The sequence below is a fragment of the Desulfosarcina widdelii genome (assembly GCF_009688965.1).
In the GTDB taxonomy this organism is placed as follows: Bacteria; Desulfobacterota; Desulfobacteria; order Desulfobacterales; family Desulfosarcinaceae; genus Desulfosarcina; species Desulfosarcina widdelii.
In genome coordinates, this window is record NZ_AP021875.1 from 1402715 (window position 1) to 1423830 (window position 21116).

The window sequence follows — 21116 nt, forward strand, 5'->3', positions numbered from 1 at the left end:
GGGAGATGGTTTGATGAGTGAAAAGAAACGAATATTGAGTGGCATGCGGCCCACCGGACCGCTTCATCTGGGCAACCTTCACGGGGCGTTGGCCAACTGGGTGGATATGCAGGACCCGTACGACTGTTTCTTCTTTATTGCCGACTGGCATGCCCTGACCAGCAACTACGAGGATCCGAGCGCCACCACCGGCTACGTAGAGGAAATGATGATCGACTGGCTCAGTGCCGGTCTCGATCCCGAAAAGAGTACCTTGTTCGTTCAATCGCTGGTTCCGGAGCACGCCGAATTGTTTCTTTATCTTTCCATGATCACGCCGGTTCCGTGGCTGGAGCGAAACCCCACCTACAAGGATCAAATTGTCCAGCTCGACAACAAGGATCTGTCAACTTTCGGTTTTCTGGGGTACCCGGTGCTTCAGGCAGCGGATATCATCATGTACAAGGCCAACGGTGTTCCGGTGGGTGTCGATCAGGTGCCTCACGTGGAGATTACCCGGGAAATCGCCCGTCGTTTCAATTTCCTTTACGGAGATGTCTTTCCCGAACCGGATGCCATCTTGACCAAGACCTCCAAGATCCTTGGCTTGGATCGACGCAAGATGAGCAAATCTTACAACAACGCCATCTATCTTTCCGACACGCCGGACGAGATTGCCAAAAAAGTGTCCCAGATGATCACCGACCCCCAGCGCATGCGCCGGGACGACCCGGGCAACCCGGACATCTGTAATGTATTTGAATTTCATAAAATTTATTCGGACAAAGAAACGTGGCAAGCCATCGATCCCCAGTGCCGCAATGCGGAAATCGGCTGCGTGGAATGCAAAAAAATCATGGCGAAAAGCCTGATCGAAGCCATGAAGCCGCTCCACGAACGACGCGTGCATTTCAAGGCCAGGCCGGACCGGGTCAGGGAAATCATTGCCTTTGGCAGCGAAAAAGCACGCACGGTGGCTAAAAAAACCATGGAGGAGGTCAGGCAGGCAGTGAAAATCAGGGCATAATTCGGTGTCTGCCCAGAAACGGCATCTTGGGATCCATATCGGCGTTCTCAGGTGATCGAAATCCTCAACGTAGCGCTGCTACGCCTGCGGTTTCGATAACCCTGCGGCCTTGATCTGAATCCCAATCTACCATTTCTGAACGGACACCGGGCAGGGATTTGGCAAGATGTCCGTTGCTTCCACCTGGGAAAACAAGAAACAAATCATTATCAATCTTGAATGAATCGATGCCATTGACCATGGACAATTCGCCGGACAACGGTCACGATGAGCCAACGGGTGATCGCTACCGGGTGCGGCTTCAGAATGTTTTCGAAGGCCCCATGGATCTTCTGATCCACCTGATCCGAAAGGCCGAGGTGGACATCTACGACATTCCCATTGCCCAGATTACCAATCAGTACCTGGAGTATCTGGAATGGATGAAGCAGATGAACATCGATTTTGCCGGCGATTTCGTCCTCATGGCCTCTACCCTGACCCATATCAAGTCCAGGATGCTGCTCCCGGTCCAACTGGGTGAGGAAGAAGAGGAAGATCCCCGTCTGGAGATCACCCGGCCGCTGCTGGAATACCTGCGGATCAAATCGGCTGCCGAACAGTTGGCCGAACGCGACCTTTTAGGTGACAAAACGTTTACCCGCAAGCCGGATGCCGACACCCTGAAAAGCGCCCAGGAAGATCAGGTGATCCGCATCGGACTGTTCGAACTGATCGATGCATTTCAAAACATTTTAGACAAAGTTTCCCCGGAGCATCGGGTCGACCTTTCCCGTGACCGGGTGTCGGTCCGCGAGCGCATTGCCCAGTTGACGGAACTGTTGGAAAAACAGGAGAGCATGACCTTCGACGAGTTGTTTGTCGACAGCCGTGAACGCTCCGATATTATCGTCACCTTCCTGGCGATTCTGGAGATGGCCAAGCTCAGCCTGATTCGCATCGCCCAGCATGTGCCCACGGGGATCATCCGGATATTTTATCAGTAATGACGGAAGACCTTAAATATATCATCGAAAGCCTGCTTTTCGTCTCGGAAACGCCGCTGACGATGGATCAGCTCAAAAACATCCTCGAGGGCGAGGAAACCGCTGCTATCCGGGATGCCGTCGATGACCTCATCGCGGAATACGGACAGCGCAACGGCGGCTTCGTGCTCAAGCAGGTCGCCGGTGGCTATCAGTTCCGCACCCAGGGCCGCTACAACGAGTGGATCAAGCGCCTGATCCGCCCCAATGCCCCCCGTCTGAGCAAAGCCGCTTTGGAAACCCTGGCCATCATCGCCTACAACCAGCCCATCATCCGCAGCGACATCGAACACATCCGCGGGGTGGACAGCGGCGGCGTAATCCGCATGCTCATGGATCGCAAATTGATCCGTGTGCTGGGCCGCAAGGAAATCCCCGGGCGCCCATTGATTTACGCCACCACCAAACACTTTCTGGAGGTGTTCGAACTCAAGGACCTCAAGGATCTGCCTACTCCCAAGGAAATCGAGGAGCTCAGCCATTCGCGGCTGGATGAAGAATCCGAAAACCAAGCCCTGACAGATGAGAACCGCGACGTGTCATCTCCGTCTGACGATGGCAGCGTCGCCGAAGAAGAGGATTCCCCACCCCCTTCGCCAGATAATTCCTGAACATTCAACGGTCCCACCAAGCTGCCTGCCAGCCCATCTCGATAACAACGTGCAACCCGATGGTATGGACGGGGGCACCCCGTGAAATCGCCGCCCGGCCAGTGAACCAGGACCACGCTGCCCCATGTTTTCCCATCCCCGTGAAGGTATGAAATTAAAGTCATAATACGATTGAATTCCATAAACAATTAGGAACTTTTTTTCACAACCCGCTGATCCCGCAGGGGTCGAAGTCCGCGCGTAAAATTTCAACTATTTGTTATTTTTATATTTTTTATCGTATCGCCGCAGACCTAAATCTTGGCAGCTATTTTGCTGTATGCTTTCTAACGATTGAAAAGAAAGGTCCATATGAAAAAGTCACTCCTGACATTCCTGATTGTCTTCAGCCTGCTTGGCAGCATGTCGTCCAGTGCCAGCGACGGCCTGATTCAGGAGGTCTCCCTTTCGGAATCCAGCGCAGTTGCTGTAGCGGCGGACAATCCACCCGCAAAGGAGAAGGCATCGTCAAGCTCCATGCCCGGCTCGGCCGTCATGTTGTTGATCGCCACCGGACTGGTGGGATTGGCCGGCGTCAGCCGCAAAAACAACCGTTGAATATCGATTAGAGCTGAACCCTCTATTGCAAAAACCCAAAGGCGGGACGAATGGTCGTCTTGCCTTTGGGTTTTTTGTCCCACCTGCATTTATGCGATCGAGCACCGCATCGTAATGCAAAATATGAGCTTCGCAAGGGCGGCTTCGTGCTCAAACCGATGGCCGGCGGCGACCTGTTCCGTACCCAGGGCCGCCACGACCCTTGGATCAAGGTGATGGTCCACTCCAGGTTGAGCAAAGCCGCCCTGGGAACCCTGGCCATCGTCGCCTGCGACCCACCCGCCATATGCAGCGACATCGAACATGTCTAAACAGGAAATAATTCCACATATATAGTTTTTTCTATATCATTTTTTTCTTAATTCATTTTTTTCAATCCATGATGGCACCGTGCGTAAAAGTTTTTTAATATTTATTTCAATTTGTTACATTTTTTCGAAAAATGAAAAGGGCTTGGATATAAATTTGCATATACGAATGGAAAGCCTTTCATGAGGGATTTTTTTCCCATTATTTGCCAGAAAGAAAGCAACTGAATCCTTCTTTATTTGGCTTTTCAACTGGATATAACTTTTTTTCAGAAAAAAGGATAAGCTCATGAAAAAAATTCTATCGATTGCGGTTTTGTTGCTGTTATTTGGAAGTACTTCCTGGGCACTTTGGATAGATGGCCCTGTTAATGTTGGCTCTATTGATTCTTATACTGGTATTCATGATAGTGTTGGGAATTCTTATGCAGAAGAATTAGCATGGCTTCAGAGTATTAATCTCATTGGCGATGACGTTACACTAACAAAGTATGACCCCCCTGCTCTATATGATACATATGAAACGTCTGCTCTTAACACAAAAGTAGATTACACTTATGCAATGCAACTAACGGGAGAAGCACAGTATTTTTATGTCAAACTTGGCCAAGGCCAAATCGGACCAGTGGACCATTTTCTATTCGAAAACACTGCTCTTTCCTTTGATTGGGGAGTTATTGATTTAAGTGAGGTGTTGAAGGACATAGATTCTCTTGATTTTACTGTAACAATCGGATTAATCAGTCATGGTGGCGGGACTGGTGCCGCCCCCGTTCCCGAACCCGCAACCATGCTCCTGCTGGGAACCGGACTGCTCGGACTGGCTGTTACAGGCCGTAAGAAATTCAAGAAATAACCTTCTAAATTAATTCTGTTCAATTAACCTACTGAAAGGCAGGGCGGATTTCCGCCCTGCCTTTTTTCCTTTCCGTCCCACCCTCTTTCCCCGTCCCTCCGATCCACGGGTCAACACCTCGCATTTTCCAGGCTTACCACCATATACCGTATTGATTTTTTACCCCGTATCCATCATAACGGGGACCAAATAAAAACGAACGTCGAACATCGAACGCTGAACATCGAACGTCGAATGGTGAGGTACCCCATCAAAACCGAAATCCTTTTCAACAACGGCAACAACAAACGCGACTACAACGCCGCCTCCCTGGAAGTCCTCAAAGGACTGGATCCTGTGCGGCGGCGTCCGGGCATGTACACCGATACCCAGCGCCCCAACCACCTGGCCCAGGAGGTAATCGATAACAGCGTGGACGAGGCCATCGCCGGGTTTGCCAAGCGCATCGACGTGATCCTGCACGAAGACGGGTCCCTGAGCGTGGCCGACGACGGCCGCGGCATGCCCACGGACATCCACCCCGAGGAAGGGATCACCGGTGTGGAGGTGATCCTGCTCAAGCTGCACGCCGGCGCCAAGTTTTCCAACAAGGATTACCAGTTTTCCGGCGGCCTGCACGGCGTCGGCGTGTCGGTGGTCAATGCCCTTTCCTCGCGCCTGGAGGTCGAAATCAAGCGCGACGGCAACAAGCACTTCATCCGCTTTGCCGGCGGGCACAAGCAGCAGGACCTGGAGATCACCGGCACGGTGGGTCAGCGCAACACCGGCACCTACATCCGCTTCTGGCCGGACGAGACCTATTTCGACACCGTCCGCTTCTCCGTCCCGCGCCTGCGCCACACCCTGCGCGCCAAGGCCGTGCTGTGCCCGGGGCTTACGGTAACCTTTACCGACGAAACCAGCGGGGAAAAGGACCAGTGGTTTTACGAGGACGGGCTGCAGGAATACCTGGTTGACGGACTCAAGGGATGCGAAACGGTTCCCGACGAACCCTTCGTGGGAAAAATAGACGGCGACGGCGAAGCGGTGTCCTGGGCCGTTGTGTGGCTGCCGGAAAGCGGCGAAACCATCATGGAAAGCTATGTCAACCTGATCCCCACCTCCCAGGGCGGCACCCACGTCAATGGATTTCGCTCCGGTCTGCTGGCCGCCATTCGCGAGTTCTGCGAATTTCGTAAACTGATTCCCCGGGGCATCAAACTGGCGCCGGATGACATCTGGGACCGCTGCGCCTATGTGCTCTCCGCCAAAATGACCGACCCGCGGTTTTCCGGCCAGACCAAGGAGCGCCTCTCTTCGCGCCAGTGCGCCTCGTTCGTCAACGGCGTGGTCAAAGATGCATTCAGCCTGTGGCTCAATCACCACACTGAAGCCGGAGAACGGCTGGCGGAGATGGCCATCGAAAGCGCCCGCAATCGCATCCGGGCCAGTAAGAAAATCGTGCGCAAAAAAATCACCGCCGGCCCTGCCCTGCCCGGCAAACTGGCCGACTGCGTCAGCCAGGATCCCATGCGCAGCGAGCTGTTTCTGGTGGAAGGGGATTCGGCGGGCGGTTCGGCCAAACAGGCCAGGGACCGGCAGACCCAGGCGGTCATGCCCCTGCGGGGCAAGATCCTCAACACCTGGGAAGTGGAGTCCGGCCAGATCCTGGCATCCAAAGAGGTTCACGACATTTCCGTGGCCATCGGCGTGGATCCCGGATCGCAGAACCTCGACGGCCTGCGCTATGGCAAAATCTGCGTCCTGGCCGATGCGGATTCGGACGGTCTGCACATCGCCACCCTGCTCTGCGCCCTGTTTTTGCAGCACTTCACCCCACTGGTCAAATCCGGACATGTCTTTGTTGCCATGCCGCCGCTCTACCGCATCGACATCGCCAAAGAGGTGCGCTATGCCCTGGACGAGGCCGAAAAAAGCGCCATCATCCGCCGTCTGGAAAAGAAAAAGCCCAAAGCGAAAATCAACGTGCAGCGATTCAAGGGGCTGGGCGAGATGAATCCCGTGCAGCTGCGTGAAACGACCATGGCACCGGACACCCGCCGCCTGGTCCAATTGACCGTCGACGAAGACGAGGCCACCTTTGCCACCCTGGACATGCTGCTGGGCAAAAAAAGGGCCTCCGACCGCCGCCGATGGATCGAAGAGAGCGGGGATATGGCAGAGGTGTAGGGGATTCGGGTTCAAAGGTTCAAGGGTTTGAGGGTTCGAGGGTTTTCAGGCTTTGCCGATGAACGTCGAACATTGAACGTCCAATAGGGAATTCTGTCATTTTTTATTGTTTATGGTTACTAAAAATGAGAAGGCGTTCCATTTTCGTCATTCCCGCGCAGGCGGGAATCCATAACTGCCTAATAAGACAGGTTTCCCGCCTGCGCGGAAATGACATGCCTGGCGACTTTTTGCGAGCCTGCCAATGGTTAGGGCAACGAATGGAACGATGGTTCGTTTATTCGTTCGAATGATGGAGCGAAGCGATCTCATCATTCCTCATTGGATGTTCGACGTTCGATGTTCGACGTTCACCGCCCTTGAATCCTTTGTTCTTGCAGTACTTTATTAAATATAAACTTACCCATTGAAATTTTAATTAATATGACCACAACAACACACTTTGACACTGAACGCATTCCCCTGCAGCAGTTCTCCCGGCAGGCTTATCTCGATTATGCCATGTACGTGATCATGGACCGCGCCCTGCCCCACATCGGCGACGGGCTCAAGCCGGTGCAGCGCCGCATTATTTACGCCATGAGCGAACTGGGGCTCAAGGCCACGTCCAAACACAAGAAGTCGGCCCGCACCGTGGGAGACGTGCTGGGCAAATTTCACCCCCACGGAGATACGGCCTGCTATGAAGCCATGGTTCACATGGCCCAGGACTTTTCCTACCGCTACCCGTTGATCGACGGCCAGGGAAACTGGGGGGCGCCGGACGACCCCAAATCCTTTGCTGCCATGCGCTACACCGAAGCGCGCCTCTCCCCGTTTGCCGAAGTTCTGCTGGCGGAGATCGCCATGGGAACGGTCCAGTGGGTGCCCAATTTCGACGGCACCCTGAAAGAACCGCGCCTGCTGCCGGCCCGCCTGCCCAATATTCTGCTCAACGGCTCCACCGGAATCGCCGTGGGCATGGCCACCGATATTCCGCCCCACAACCTGAACGAAGTGGTCGATGCCTGCATCCACCTGATCGACCATCCGAAAGCCGATACCCAAGCCCTGTGCAGTTATATCCAGGGCCCCGACTACCCGTCCGGTGCCGAAATCATTACGCCGCGGGAAGAGATCGAACAAATCTACCAAGCGGGCAAAGGCATCATCCGCATGCGGGCCACCCATGAACTGGAAAACGGCGACATCGTCATTAACGCCCTGCCCCACCAGGTCTCCCCAGCCAGAATTCTGGAGCAGATCGCCGGTCAGATGGCTAAGAAAAAGCTGCCCATGGTCGCCGACCTCAGGGACGAATCGGACCATGAAGAACCCATCCGCCTGGTGATCGTTCCGCGTTCCAACCGGGTGGACAAAGAGGCCCTCATGGCCCATCTTTTCGCCACCACGGATTTGGAAAAGACCTTCCGCGTCAACCTCAACCTCATCGGCCTGGACCGCAAACCGGGAGTAAAGGGTCTGACGACACTGCTGTCAGAGTGGATCGAATTCCGAACCCAAACGGTAAAAGACCGCCTGGGACACCGGCTGGAAAAGGTCAACCAGCGCCTGCATATCCTCGAAGGTCTGCTGACCGCCTACCTGAATATCGACGAGGTGATCCGCATCATCCGCAGCGAGGACCAGCCCAAACCGGTACTGATGGCCCGTTTCAGCCTTTCCGACGAGCAGGCCGAGGCGATCCTTCAGCTTCGCCTGCGTCACCTGGCAAAACTGGAAGAGATGAAAATCCGCGGCGAACAGGAGGATCTGGACAAAGAACGTCAGCAACTGGAAAAAATCCTGGGCTCCGAGGCCCGTCTCAAGACCCTGATCAAAAAGGAGTTGCGTGCCGACGCCAAGACCTACGGAGACCAGCGGCGCACGGCCATCGTCCAGCGTGAAGAGGCCCAGGCCATCTCCGAAGAGCAACTGGCCCCGGTGGAACCGGTGACCGTCATTCTCTCGGCCAACGGCTGGGTGCGCGCCGCCAAGGGACATGAAATCGAACCCGAGGAAGCCAGCTACCGTCCGGGTGATCGCTATCTGGACGCCGCCCGGGGCAAAAGCAACCAGCCGGTGGTCTTTTTGGACACCACCGGCCGGAGTTACGGCCTCTCGGCGCACACCTTGCCCTCGGCCCGGGGATACGGCGAACCGCTCACCGGCCGTTTCGTCCTGCCGCCGGGAGCCACTATCACCGCCGTTCTGATGGCACCATCGAATCGCAAGCTGCTGATGGCCAGTGACGCCGGCTACGGATTCATCACCCGCTTCGAAGACCTGGTCACCCGCAACACCAAGGGCAAAGCGATTCTGACCCTGCCCAAAGGCGCCCAGCCGCTTCGACCCATCCTGTTTGACGACGCATCCGGCAATCTGCTTGCAGCGGTGACCAACGAAGGGCGCATGCTGGTCTTTCCGCTGAATAAACTGCCGGCCCTGGCCAAGGGAAAAGGCAATAAAATCATTCAGATTCCTCCCAAACGGGCCAGATCGAGGGAGGAGCTGCTGACCCATCTGATTCTGGTTCCCGTGGAGGGCACCCTGGTGATCCACGCCGGCAAGCGGTTTTTCAAGCTGACCTATGGCAACCTTTCCCAGTACATGGGCGAACGCGGCCGCCGCGGCAAGAAGCTGCCCCGCGGGTTTCAGAACGTGGACTGGCTGGAGAGTCAGGCGCCGGTTCAAGCGCCTTTGGATTTGGGCGATACGACAGATGGACAGGAGACTGAATCCTGAGGCTGGAAGAAAGATATCCTAAAACAAAGTTGATGAGCTCGCAAAAAGTCGTTGGTTCGTCATGCCGGACTTGATCCGGCATCCAGAACATATTGGAATGACTGGATTCCGGCCTACGCTGGAATGACGCCAGACTGGAATTTTGGACTTTTTGCAATTTCATCAAGATTCATTCTAAGTGCACCTATTCATAAATACGATGGCATTCGCCGCTGCATCCCGGCTCGCGAAGTTGCTCGGCGCGTAAATAGGCTTTGGCTATTCACGCTTCTCGCGCCTTGCGATCCGGGCGCAGCAACAATCTCGATACGTCACCGTATTTACGAACAGGTACACTAAGTCGGAGCCCAAGCTGCCATCATCCCGTGATGCGGAAGGGTTCGTGAAGAAAAAAACAAAACATGAATGTCAAAACCCGAATGCCAATTGAAGGATGGAGATTCGATTTTATACAAATCGGCCTCATGCCTTCATTTGGCATTTACCATTGGGCCTTTGACATTGATCGCGCGTTTATATTCAAGCGCCTGGGGAAATCCATGTAAGGGTACAGAAGCAATCTGAAACGACTCCCATGATCTTTTCGAGCCTCTTTTTTCTCTTCGCCTTTCTCCCGGCGGTGATCCTGGCCTACTACGGCCAATACCTGCTGGCAAAAAATCGCCTGCGAAACCTGATTCTGCTGCTTTTTTCGTACCTTTTTTATCTTTTCGGGGCGCCGGACTTTATTCTGTTTCTGGCCGGATCGACCCTCCTCGACTATGCCGTCGGACGCTTCATGGACCGCTTTCCGGGCCACAAACGTCTTTGGCTGATCCTCTCCATCGTCGTCAATCTGGGTCTGCTGGCCTGGTTCAAATACGCCAATTTCATGGTGGATCAAACCGCCGATGCGCTTGGGCGGCTGGGCCTTGACCTGTCTGGCTGGGAAACGGTGATCCTTCCCATTGGCATCTCCTTTTTCACCTTTCAGAAACTCAGCTACACCATCGATGTTTATCGCGGGCGCTGCCGCTCCGTTGCCAATGTCATCGATTTTGCCATGTATGTGGCCCTGTTTCCCCAGTTGGTGGCCGGCCCCATCGTACGCTTTGTGGATATTCGACAGCAGATCGAAAACCGCGTTGAAACCTGGGATCGCTTTTACGCTGGTGCGCTCCGTTTCAGCTGGGGGCTGAGCAAGAAAGTGATTCTGGCAGACACCTGCGGCCGCTTTGCCGACCTGGCATTCGGTTATCCTGCCGCATCTCTGGATACGATCAGTGCCTGGGTCGGCGCCTTGGCCTACACCCTGCAGATTTACCTCGATTTTTCAGCCTATTCGGACATGGCCATCGGCCTGGGCATGCTGTTCGGCTTTCGTTTCCTGGAAAACTTCAACCGTCCATACAGTTCATTCAGCCTGACCGATTTCTGGCGCCGGTGGCACATCTCGCTGAGCCGCTGGTTTCGGGATTATCTGTACATTCCTTTGGGCGGGAACCGAAAGGGAGCAGCGCGCACCTACCTGAACCTGACCCTCGTATTTCTTCTATGCGGATTCTGGCACGGGGCCAACTGGACCTTTGTCGCCTGGGGCGCCTATCACGGTCTTTTTCTGGTGGCCGAACGCATCACCGGCCTGCGAAGGCTTCCAGAAAACCGCCTGCGCGGATTGCGCCGGTTTTTGACGTTGACGATTGTCGTCTGCGGATGGGTCATCTTCCGGTCTGACAATCTTTCCCACGCGGCTGGCTATTTTTCGGCCATGTTCAGCCTGGACGTTGCCGGCCCTGCCCCATGGCTGCTGGACCTGTTCGACCTGAAGAACACCGTGCTGCTTCTTTGCGCAGCCACGGCGCTGTTCCTGCCGTCGGGTAATCTGGGGGCCGACGGCCAATTGCAAAAAAGAAAGCTGCTGCCCGCCGCCGCGGGTATCGTTGTGTTTACGATCCTGTTGCCCTGGTGCGTAGTCATCATGGCCTCTGGAAATTTAAACCCCTTTATATATTACAGATTTTAGAAATCCGTTGAAAAAATTCCTCTCCCTGCTTTTTGCGGTCCTGTTGATGGCACCAGTATCCCTGTGGTTGCTCGGTAGCATGAACGGCAACACCGACAACACCGTCGGCCAAGGCTTCCCCATGCCGGAAGCCTCCTTGTTGTTGGACAAGGAGTACTACCGGGCGGTCGAAGGCTGGTTCCGGAACGCCCTGCCCATGGGCAGGCCCATGCAGCGGATCAACCATTGGCTGGATTACCATTTGTTCGACACCACCTCCTCAAAAACGGTGCACATCGGCACCCATGGCTGGCTCTACCCGGCGAGAACCGTTCCCGAAAGCGATGAATCGACCGTCTCCGATGAAGCCGGCCGACGCCTTTTTCTGGATCTTCACGCCGTTGAGAAAATCACCGCCGCTGCCGGGCGCCGGTTTGTATTTGCAGCGGTTCCTGCCAAAGCCGCCATCTATCCGGAGTACATCGGCTCCGGCAACACGCTTGGCACCCATTCGATCTACCGCACCCTGATCGAGTCCCAAAATCGTCATCCCCTTTCCGGATTCGTCGATCTGGAGACGCCGCTCAAGAAGGCCAAGCTCGGTGGCGTCGATGTCTACAATAAACGCTCAAAGCTTTGGAATTGTGCCGGCGCCGCCGCTGCGGCCGAACGGATTCTGGAGGCCCAGAGACTGTCCCGACCGGCTGCTGCTGCACGGCCAAACCCCGGCTGTCCGCCACCTGACACCATCCTCTACCGGCAGATTCTTGGCGAAACGCCAAGGGAAGTAAGGCCAGCGGTTTCCAGCCACGTCTCCGGCCCCCATTCCGTGCTGGGGCCAAAGGCGATCATTTATGGCGATGCGTATCTGAACCAGTTAATGCCGTTTCTTACCCACGCCTTCAAGGGCATGGAAGTGATCGATTCATCTTTGGAAACTACTTTTGGCGGCAGAATGATCGCCTCGGACGGCGATATGGTTTTACTGGAGTGCGGCGGCGATCATCTCCGGCGGCTGCACCTGGACTTGGAGTCTTTATATGCCGCGGCCAAAAAGAGGTTTCAAGGAGTCATAAAACGGGATATCGCCCTGGAAACGGCCACGCCGGTCTCCCGATGCGCCCTGGACGCCACCGAGAACGGCCTTGAAATCCGTTCATCGGGCCCAGAAGCCTTCTTTGCTCTTCCGGCACTTCCCGGTTCGACCGGCAGCGTGTTCAGAATGCTGAAACTGGCCTTTTCTCCTGACCATCCGGGCAGCGTATCCATTCTTATCCATCCGGATGCGGGCGGTGCGATCCGCAAAACACCCGGCCATGGGAGCCGGGATTTGATCGTGCCCCTGCCTTTCGCCGATCGGATCGCCATACAAATCAACCCCAGCGAGCATCCCGGAGTTTTTATACTGGAAAGCGCCCAACTGTTCAGCTTTTACGGCACCTCTCCGGCTTCCGTTCGCAACGCCTCCCGGCAATCGGATGCGGGCGGCGACATTTACAGCGGCATTTCCATCCGACCCACCGAGACTCCGCCTGCAAGAACAAAGACCTCTCCCGATATCAAAACCAAACCTCGTGCCAGGGCCGCAGCCCATCCCACGGATGCGTTACCCGAAATCACACTGACCGATATTGCCGAAGGCCGCATCTTTCAGCGGCAGGGTAAGAGTGGGGATATTGCCGTTACGGGAACCTACAGTGGCGCAATCGGTCCCGTGGCGGCTCGGGTGATCTCCGCGGATGACGGGGCAGTGATGGTGCCGTGGACCGTGGTGGACGACTCGCCTGAAAATGGGCTTTTCACCGGTATTTTGCATCATGTCCCCCAGGGAGGATGGTACCGCCTGCAGGTGCGCAGCGGCCTTACACCCTGGGTTGTTGAAAAAGGCCGCAACCGCTGGGGCGTGGGGATGCTGGTGGCCTGCATCGGACAGTCCAACATGCGCGAGTGGTTTTACACCGGAAAGGAGCATCTCCCCGCGGCCACGCTCATGCTGCACCGCGGGGGTGAATGGGTCCCGCCCGGAAGAATCGGCAACGGCGCATTGGCGCTGGGCAACCGTTTGACCGCGGCTCTGAAAATCCCCATCGGGCTGCTGGACTATTCGGTCAACGGAACCGGACTGACAGCCAAGGCCGAATGGGGGAAAGGCTTCTGGCTCGATACCGGCCCGGACAGTATTTACCGACGTCTGATCGACGGCGTCAACGCTGCCGGCGGGTCGGTGGAAACCGTGCTCTGGATGCAGGGTGAGGCCGATGCGGCCCGGGGAACCGTATCCCGTGAGGAGTACCGGCAAGCCCTGGAACGTTTCGTCAACGATCAGATCCGGGTGGACATCCGCAACGGGTCTTCCCGTTCCCACCTGCCCTTTTTGATGATTCCCCTGGTCAAGCGTCCCACGGGAAGGGATCGGTCCTGCCAGTGGATTCGCGATGCCCAGATGGACGCCCTTAAAACCATTGCCGAATGCCACCTGGCGGCCATAAGCATGGATCTGGAAAACCGCGGCCGCCAGCACCTGACAGCGGCATCCTACACGACCCTGGGCATCCGCACGGCCCAGACCATCCTCTATTTGCTGGATAAGGTCCCCTATCACCGAGGTCCGTTTGTCCGCAACGTCACCCGACCGTCGGCCCAGACCATAGACATCGAAATCGAACACCGGGGCGGCACCGACTTCACTCCCTGGACCGATATCACCGGATTCGAGGTGCTGGTCGACGGGCAGCAGCAGGCCATCGATTCGGTCAGCCGTCAAAACGGCCATACCATCCGCATCGAACTGGAGGAACAGGTCCCAAGGACGATCCGTGTGCGCTACCTGTACGGTGCGCATCCCGACACCGACCATCCGGTGCGCGACAACTCCGACCTGCGCCTGCCGCTGGAGCCGTTTTCAATCAATACTCGGTACCCGGAAGGTGCGGATATTTAGACGGTGGCCTTTTTCTGATAATTTGATATAACCGTCCCATGAAATCCCCATCGCCTATTACAAACCGCATTGGAAATCTGCTGAAAGACACCGGGAACCTGTTCACCTGCTGGCTGCCCGAGCGCACCGGCTTCTTCTCCATGTTCATCCTACGCCGAATTTTCTCGGGTATTCGCATCAACGAGGAAATCAGGAAGATCGTCGAAAATCTTCCCGAAAACGCCGTCGTCGTCTACACGTCCAAAAACAAAAGTTACCTCGAATTTCTCTGCTACTACACCCGCTACATGCAAGCCAGGCTGCCCTATCCACAGCTTGGCTTCGATTGCAGCGTGCGCATCTGGCAGCCCCTTTCGCGCCTGGTGCGAATCATTTTCGCCCAGATGCATTTTTTCATGCGCCATTTCTCTTTTCGGGACCCGTATCGCAGCGGCTTCGTCCGCGATGAAATCGACAAAAGGACCACCGGTTTTTTACCTCTGGTGGAAAAGCGGGACTTTTATCGCCGCTTCATCAAATCCAAGACCGATCCCATCCGTCATCTCATTGAAATCCAGCAGACCCTGGAAAGCCCCATCTGCATCATTCCGCAGCTCATGTTTTTCAGCAAAAACCCGGCATCCACCCAGCCCACGCTGACGGATATCTTTTTCGGATCACCCCAGAAACCGGGTATCCTGCGCCGCCTGGCGACCTTGTTCAGGAAACCGGGCAACATCTTTATCGAGGTCTCCGATCCGATCAACCTGAAGCAGTTCGTCTCGTCGCCGGAAAACTGCGGACGCACCAGCAGGTACCTGGCCTTAAAGCTGCGCCGCGATCTACTCAGCCAGATCAATGCCCATCGCAGAAGCATCACCGGGCCGACCATCAAGATGCCCGAGGAAATCAAGCAGGAAATTCTCATGGGCGAAGAGCTGAGACAGTTCATCGATGCCTATGCCGCACGCAGGAAGCTGACCCGTCTGCAGGCCCACCGCGAGGCCATGGGGTATGTGGATGAAATTGCGGCCCACTACAGCCCTTCTTTCATCAGCATCGTCCATCGGATCATGCGGCGTTTTTTGAACACCCTTTTCGAGTCGGTGACTCACAGCAGCGAGGCTCTGGCGGCCGTCAAAAAGGCCTCGCGCAACGGGCCAGTCATCTTTATGCCGGCGCATAAAAGCCACATGGACTCGATCCTGCTTTCCTTCACCCTGTATGACAGCCACATGCCTTGCCCCCATGTTTTTGCCGGCCGGAACCTGGCATTCTGGCCCATGGCCCCGATATTTCGTCGGGTGGGGGCATTTTTCGTACGGCGCAGTTTCAAAGGCGCAGTGTTTTACGCCAAGGTCTTTTCGGCCTATATTTACCAGGTGCTCAAGGAAGGATTCAACATCGCCGTGTACATCGAGGGCACGCGCAGCCGCAGCGGAAAGCTGCTGCAGCCCCAGTTGGGCATGTTGTCTATCCTGCTGCATGCCTATTTCGAAGGCGCCTGCCCGGACCTGACATTCGTTCCGGTTTTCATCGCCTACGACCGCATTCCCGACGAGAGCGCCTATCTGCATGAAATCAGCGGCGGAAAAAAATCCCCGGAGAACTTCCGCCAGATGCTCAAAGCCAAGAACATCCTGCGCAACCGCTACGGAAGGGTTCATCTGAATTTCGGCAAGCCCATGGCATTGAGCGACGTGCTGGCCGAGCAGGAGCTGACCGGGACGGTGCTCTCATCCAAACAGCAAAATGTCCTGTGCCGAACGATCGGCGACCGGGTGATGCACGCCATCGACGGCCAGACCGTGGTCACCCCCCAATCCCTGGTGGCCGGCGCCCTGCTTTCCGGCGGCCGTGAAGTGGTTTCCCGGGAGGAACTGGACTTTCGCGTCAACGCCGCCATGGACCTGTTTTGCGCCCAGGGAGCCTGTCTGTCGGACAACCTCGCCGACGGGCATTCCACCGCCGTGGAGAACGTTCTTTTCCATTACCAGCGGCGCAAATTCATCCAAGCAGTGGATGAAAAATCCAACGAACAATTTCGGCAGGAGCCCTTCCGCATCCCGGAAAACCGCCGTAGCGCACTGGACTATTACAAAAACATCAGCATCTGCAATTTCATCCCGCCAGCGTTTACCGCCCTGGCCATTTTGGAAAAGGATGCCTTTCAGTTCTCGGCCGCCGACCTTCACGACACATACCGGCGGCTGCAGGAACTGTTTTCCGAGGACTTCAATGCCGATCCCGACCACCCGCCGGCTTACATCGTGCGCAAAACGGTCAAGGCTTTCATCGACAACGCCATCCTGGTACCTCACCCCACCATGCCGGATACCTACAACCTTTCTTCGGAAGGGTACCGCAAGCTGGTTTTCTTTGCTGGATTTGTGGAACCGTTTTTGGAATCTTACCGCACGGCCCTGGTCTACTTTGCCAAAAACCGACGCGGCCAGCACCATAAGGCAAAAATGCTCAAAAAGATGCTGGCCATCGGCAACCGTATGATCCGGCAAGGCGAGATCCATCTCCGGGAGTCCATCTCCAAGGCCAACTATGAAAACGCCATCGCTTTCTTTACGAAAAACAAGGTGAGAGGCTCCGAAGACGAGGAACAGGTGTGGCAGTGGAACCGGGTTTTGACGCACTATCAGAACCTGATTTCACGATGATGCCGGCTCGATCCGGCAGACATCCGTCTTATGTCGCGATTACGGTATCCAAATGACGACGAACGACCGCTGTCTGTTTCTTCCGTTGAAGTCCATCTTAATCGGTAACCGGAAATTCTCGGGATTTTCCAGCACTCTTTACCGGACCCTGTACATTGATTTTCCGGTCAGGTGGCAGCATATACGAATTGGAACATGGGCGAGACGTTGCGGTCTCGGCTGGCGGCACTGAAATAGCTTTTCTTGCATTGTGCGGGGGTGGTCATTCTTACTGTCTTGAATCCACGCTGTTTGAAAAAGGTTTCGACAGTTCCATCCGGTATGCCAAACCGCAGGGGAGAGCCTTCGGTTGCCACGAAAGACCGCAGCACTTGGGCCTCTTTCAATGGACTGGTGCCATCCACGACGGTGGTGTCGAAAACGTCAGCGACCAGTGAACTTCCTGCAGCCGAGTTGCTTCGGATAAACATCAGCAACCCGTCAACGGCCGGAGGCGGAATATACATCAGCAAACCTTCAGCGACGAACAGGGTTTTCTGCATGCTGTCGTAGCCCGCCTCAAACAGCTTTTCATCGAACCGATCTTCTCCGAACACCATCGGTACATAGGCCACATGGGCCGGCAGGTCTCCGAAAATCTCCCGGATGACTTCCGTTTTCACCCGCTGGGTGACGGGATGATCGACTTCGTACACCTTAAATTTCTCGCTGATACCTCGAATGCGATAGGCACGGGTGTCATAACCGGCGCCGATGACGACCATTTGCCCGAATCCGGACCGAACGGCATCGGAAACCCTCTCGTCAATGTATCGAATGCGCGCGACGAGGGCGCCGTTGACGCCGGGCATGATGGCCTCGTACTTGGCCCTCTCGGCTTTTACCCAGTCAATATTTCTGGCCATCTTGCGGACCTCTTCCGGGAAAAAGTACTCTGCATACGGATCTTCAAACACCCGCTCATTTTCCCGAAGATGAGTTTCATTGGCCCGCAACCCTGCGATCTGTAGCGCCATTTTTCTCGGATCTCTTTTTCGCATGTCGACCTCTTTCTGTTCATGGGGTTTTACGTCGAGGATCGGAACTGGTCGAGCAATCCCGTATAAATCGCCTGACTACCGGATTGCATGACCGCCACAATGTTGTCCGGCGTCCACGTTTCCGGCGGTGGATTGGAAGCCGAAAAGGCGAGGCCGTGGGCAAACAGCCAGCGGTGCATCTGTATCCGGTAAATCTGATCCGATGTCAGCCCCTGAAAGGGAGCATAATTGGAAAGGGATTCGGTCAACGCGTCCCAGATGGCATCGCCGTATTTTTTAAAGAGGGTGATGTGAGCTTCGTCGGTGATGCTCCTGAAAAGCGATTTTTCCTCCATGGCGAAAAGGACATAGCCGATACCATGGTCGTGCCAGGGATTACCGGTCCTTTTTAGGATCATGTAAGCATGGAGTGAATCCACAGCCTTTTTGACGATCTCTTCTTCCAACTCTTTTATGGAGTTGAAAAACGAATAAATCGGCCTTGAAGATGTGCCGAGTTCAGCAGCGAGCGAGCGCGTCGACAATGCATTCCACCCTTTACACCTTACGATGGTAAATGCGGATTCGATGATTTCTTCTTTTGTGAATTTAAATTTCGGCGGCATTTATCCCTCATTTTTAAGCATCATATGTTATGCATCACATGGTGCATAACAAAAATCACTCCTGCCTGCAACCCCAAAAAGATTCGAATATGCATAAGGTCCCTTCCTCTTCAGGGCAGCGAGGCTGATGCCTTGAATCGTCCTGGCACCGTAATTGCTGTTTTTTGGGACGCGACTTCCGGAGAAAATGATGGAATCGTAAAATTGCCATTTTCCCTCCGGTTTCTGGGTTCGGTTAACGACTCCGTCACCATCACTTAGGATTGTCCATGTTCAAGTTGTTCCGCTACAAGAAGAACGGCCTGCCCTTTGGCTTGATCACGATTCATGAACATTTGGCCCGTGATATGTTCAGCTATTTTGAAACCGGCCGCTTCGTCAAAAAACAGGTCCGCAAAGCCCGCAAATCACTTAAGGACGCCCTTCGATTCGCGAAAAAAAAGCAGACCTATCCCAGCAACAAAACCACCGAGCTGCTGAATGCTTTAGCGCAAATCGATGATGAAATAACATACACCCGGAAAGCCATCCGAACCGCCTTCGAGGAGGCGGAAGCCATCGTCACGACGATCCGGCAAGAAAAAGTCGGAGACATCCTTCCCCTGGTCGAAAATGCCCGCGAATGCTTTAAGAAGCGTGATCTTCAGGCCGGCATGGACATGCTGAAAGAGGCGCAGTCAAAACTGAGCAATCCATATCTCCCCCAAAGCCGCAATGCCCTGCTCGGCGGTCTGGACAGCGAGGTCAAGCAGCTCAAAAGGGAACTCCTGCAAAGGGTAAACGTCCGCTCGAAGAAACAGGGAGCTCAGATCTGACCATTTTTTGCTGTCCTTGAGCCACCAGGACGTTCAAAGCACAAAAACAGTATTCAGGCGCAACGCATCTGCGGAAGGGCATCATACCGACAGTCCCGATGGTTTTGTGCACCGCTTCTCTTGACCGCCGGATGTCCCGGCACAATGTTTATCCAAGAGACTTTTCATCTGATCGTCGGGAGAATGCCATGATGCCCAGCAATACAAAAAATCCCTCGGACTCCGGGTGGCAATTCGACAACAGCTATGCACGGCTGCCGCATGCCTTTTATGTCCGGCTGAATCCCGTAACGGTACGCACGCCGAAACTCGTGGTTTTCAACGCAGGGCTGGCGAAATTTTTGGGCCTGAATCCCGACGCCCTGAAGGATGACGAGGGCGCCGCCCTTTTTTCGGGCAACCGGATCCCCGAGGGTGCCGATCCGATCGCCCAGGCCTATGCAGGACATCAATTCGGATCTTTCACCATGCTGGGCGATGGGCGGGCGATATTGCTCGGCGAGCAATTGACACCCGATGGTGAGCGCTTCGACATTCAGTTCAAAGGATCCGGCAGGACCCCTTTTTCGCGAAACGGGGACGGACGGGCAGCCCTGGGTCCGATGCTTCGTGAGTATATCATCAGCGAGGCGCTTTTTGCCCTGGGCATTCCAACGACCCGCAGCCTCGCAGTAGTGACCACCGGTGAACCGGTGTTCCGTGAAACCGTATTGCAGGGGGCGATTCTCACCCGCACGGCGGCCAGCCACATTCGCGTGGGAACCTTCGAGTATGCGGCGGCAAGGGACAAGCCCGACGATCTCCGGGCGCTGGCCGATTATACCATCCAGCGCCACTTTCCCGATCTGACCGCCGAGGAAAATCCATATCTCGCCCTGCTTGGCGACGTTATGGATCGACAGGCTTCCCTGGTGGCCCGCTGGATGCTGGTTGGCTTCATTCACGGTGTTATGAACACGGACAACACGACCCTTTGCGGCGAAACCATCGACTATGGCCCCTGTGCATTCATGGACGCCTATGATCCGAATACCGTCTTCAGTTCCATCGATCACAATGGTCGCTACGCCTACGGTCGGCAGCCGCAGATCGTCCAGTGGAATCTTGCCCGTTTTGCCGAGGCCCTGCTGCCATTGATTCACGATGATCCGCAAGAGGCGGTATCGATGGCCAAGGAGACCCTCTCAAACTTTCCAGACACCTTCCGCGACAGCTGGCTGTCGGGCATGCAATCCAAACTGGGTCTGTCGAACCAGGAGGCGGATGATGCCGTCTTGGTGGAGGACCTGCTCGACTGCATGTATCGGCACAAAGCGGATTTTACCAACACCTTCCGAGACCTGGCATCCGGGGAATCGACACAAACCCCCTTGTTCCGGGCTCAGGATTTTAAACAGTGGTTCGAACGCTGGAAGGCCAGGATAAAGCGGCAGCCGGATTCCTGGAAGACCGCCCGCCGGCTCATGAACACGCACAATCCCGCGGTCATCCCACGCAACCACCGGGTGGAGGAGGCCCTGGCAGCGGCCGTCCAACGGGCCGATTATACGGTCATGGAAAAGCTGCTGGAAGTGCTCTCCCAACCCTTTCAGAATCTGCCCGAAGGCGCCGACTATCATCTGCCCCCGCCTCCTTCAGCAAAACCTTACCGAACCTTTTGCGGGACGTGATCCCGTCGGCAGCCTTTACAAGCAAAAAGCGTTCGATAGAAGAAGAAATCCGGGGGAAAACCTTGCTGGTCGGGGAGAAAAAAAGGGAGGCGGCGAATCGGCCGGCCAAACCGAATT

Annotated in this window: 16 protein-coding genes; 13 read left to right on the plus strand and 3 right to left on the minus strand. The window is 55.3% G+C overall.

Annotation, left to right across the window (positions count from 1 at the left end; genetic code table 11):
* Positions 1 to 13 precede the first annotated feature (13 nt).
* Positions 14 to 1006, plus strand: coding sequence for a tryptophan--tRNA ligase (trpS, locus tag GN111_RS06535; RefSeq protein ID WP_155302987.1), 993 nt, complete (start codon positions 14 to 16; stop codon positions 1004 to 1006).
* 64 nt (positions 1007 to 1070) lie between these two features.
* Here trpS and GN111_RS06540 read toward each other — a convergent pair whose 3' ends face one another.
* Positions 1071 to 1247, minus strand: a complete 177-nt coding sequence (locus GN111_RS06540; protein ID WP_155302988.1) for a hypothetical protein — start codon at positions 1245 to 1247, stop codon at positions 1071 to 1073.
* Here GN111_RS06540 and GN111_RS06545 point away from each other — a divergent pair.
* The 10 genes from GN111_RS06545 to GN111_RS06590 all read left to right on the plus strand — a co-directional run bounded on the left by GN111_RS06545 (position 1234) and on the right by GN111_RS06590 (position 16869).
* On the plus strand, positions 1234 to 1992 hold the full coding sequence (locus tag GN111_RS06545) for a segregation and condensation protein A (RefSeq protein ID WP_231715688.1): 759 nt from the start codon (positions 1234 to 1236) through the stop codon (positions 1990 to 1992). The genes GN111_RS06540 and GN111_RS06545 overlap by 14 nt on opposite strands.
* A complete protein-coding gene (gene scpB, locus GN111_RS06550) occupies positions 1992 to 2642 on the plus strand; it encodes an SMC-Scp complex subunit ScpB (RefSeq protein ID WP_155302989.1) in 651 nt (216 codons plus the stop codon). The genes GN111_RS06545 and scpB overlap by 1 nt, the downstream gene beginning before the upstream one ends.
* A 351-nt stretch (positions 2643 to 2993) precedes the next feature.
* Entirely contained in the window at positions 2994 to 3239 is a 246-nt protein-coding gene (locus tag GN111_RS06555; protein WP_155302990.1) for a hypothetical protein, read from the plus strand.
* A 50-nt stretch (positions 3240 to 3289) separates the two neighbouring features.
* Positions 3290 to 3550 carry an SMC-Scp complex subunit ScpB gene (locus tag GN111_RS06560; protein WP_155302991.1) on the plus strand — a complete coding sequence of 87 codons (261 nt, stop codon included), beginning with the start codon at positions 3290 to 3292 and terminating at the stop codon, positions 3548 to 3550.
* A gap of 286 nt (positions 3551 to 3836) precedes the next feature.
* Complete coding sequence (locus GN111_RS06565; protein WP_155302992.1) at positions 3837 to 4403, plus strand: PEP-CTERM sorting domain-containing protein; 567 nt, start codon at positions 3837 to 3839, stop codon at positions 4401 to 4403.
* A 234-nt stretch (positions 4404 to 4637) separates the two neighbouring features.
* Positions 4638 to 6572, plus strand: coding sequence for a DNA topoisomerase IV subunit B (gene parE / locus GN111_RS06570; protein WP_155302993.1), 1935 nt, complete (start codon positions 4638 to 4640; stop codon positions 6570 to 6572).
* Between the two features lie 423 nt (positions 6573 to 6995).
* The gene (parC, locus tag GN111_RS06575; protein ID WP_155302994.1) at positions 6996 to 9296 is read left to right on the plus strand and encodes a DNA topoisomerase IV subunit A; all 2301 of its coding nucleotides are present in this window, start codon (positions 6996 to 6998) and stop codon (positions 9294 to 9296) included.
* 574 nt (positions 9297 to 9870) lie between these two features.
* Entirely contained in the window at positions 9871 to 11298 is a 1428-nt protein-coding gene (locus GN111_RS06580) for an MBOAT family O-acyltransferase (protein WP_155302995.1), read from the plus strand.
* A 79-nt stretch (positions 11299 to 11377) separates the two neighbouring features.
* Complete coding sequence (locus tag GN111_RS06585; RefSeq protein ID WP_170302167.1) at positions 11378 to 14218, plus strand: sialate O-acetylesterase; 2841 nt, start codon at positions 11378 to 11380, stop codon at positions 14216 to 14218.
* 38 nt (positions 14219 to 14256) lie between these two features.
* On the plus strand, positions 14257 to 16869 hold the full coding sequence (locus GN111_RS06590) for a 1-acyl-sn-glycerol-3-phosphate acyltransferase (RefSeq protein WP_155302997.1): 2613 nt from the start codon (positions 14257 to 14259) through the stop codon (positions 16867 to 16869).
* Between the two features lie 167 nt (positions 16870 to 17036).
* On the opposite strand, the gene GN111_RS06595 is transcribed toward GN111_RS06590, so the two are convergent.
* Complete coding sequence (locus GN111_RS06595; RefSeq protein ID WP_155302998.1) at positions 17037 to 17909, minus strand: SAM-dependent methyltransferase; 873 nt, start codon at positions 17907 to 17909, stop codon at positions 17037 to 17039.
* 26 nt (positions 17910 to 17935) lie between these two features.
* Entirely contained in the window at positions 17936 to 18514 is a 579-nt protein-coding gene (locus GN111_RS06600; RefSeq protein WP_155302999.1) for a TetR/AcrR family transcriptional regulator, read from the minus strand.
* Positions 18515 to 18783: 269 nt separating this feature from the next.
* On the opposite strand from GN111_RS06600, the gene GN111_RS06605 reads away from it, so the two are divergent.
* Positions 18784 to 19329, plus strand: a complete 546-nt coding sequence (locus GN111_RS06605; RefSeq protein ID WP_155303000.1) for a hypothetical protein — start codon at positions 18784 to 18786, stop codon at positions 19327 to 19329.
* A gap of 188 nt (positions 19330 to 19517) precedes the next feature.
* Positions 19518 to 20999: a protein adenylyltransferase SelO gene (locus GN111_RS06610; RefSeq protein WP_197740505.1), complete on the plus strand. Its 1482-nt coding sequence runs from the start codon at positions 19518 to 19520 to the stop codon at positions 20997 to 20999.
* The last annotated feature ends 117 nt before the right edge of the window (positions 21000 to 21116 follow it).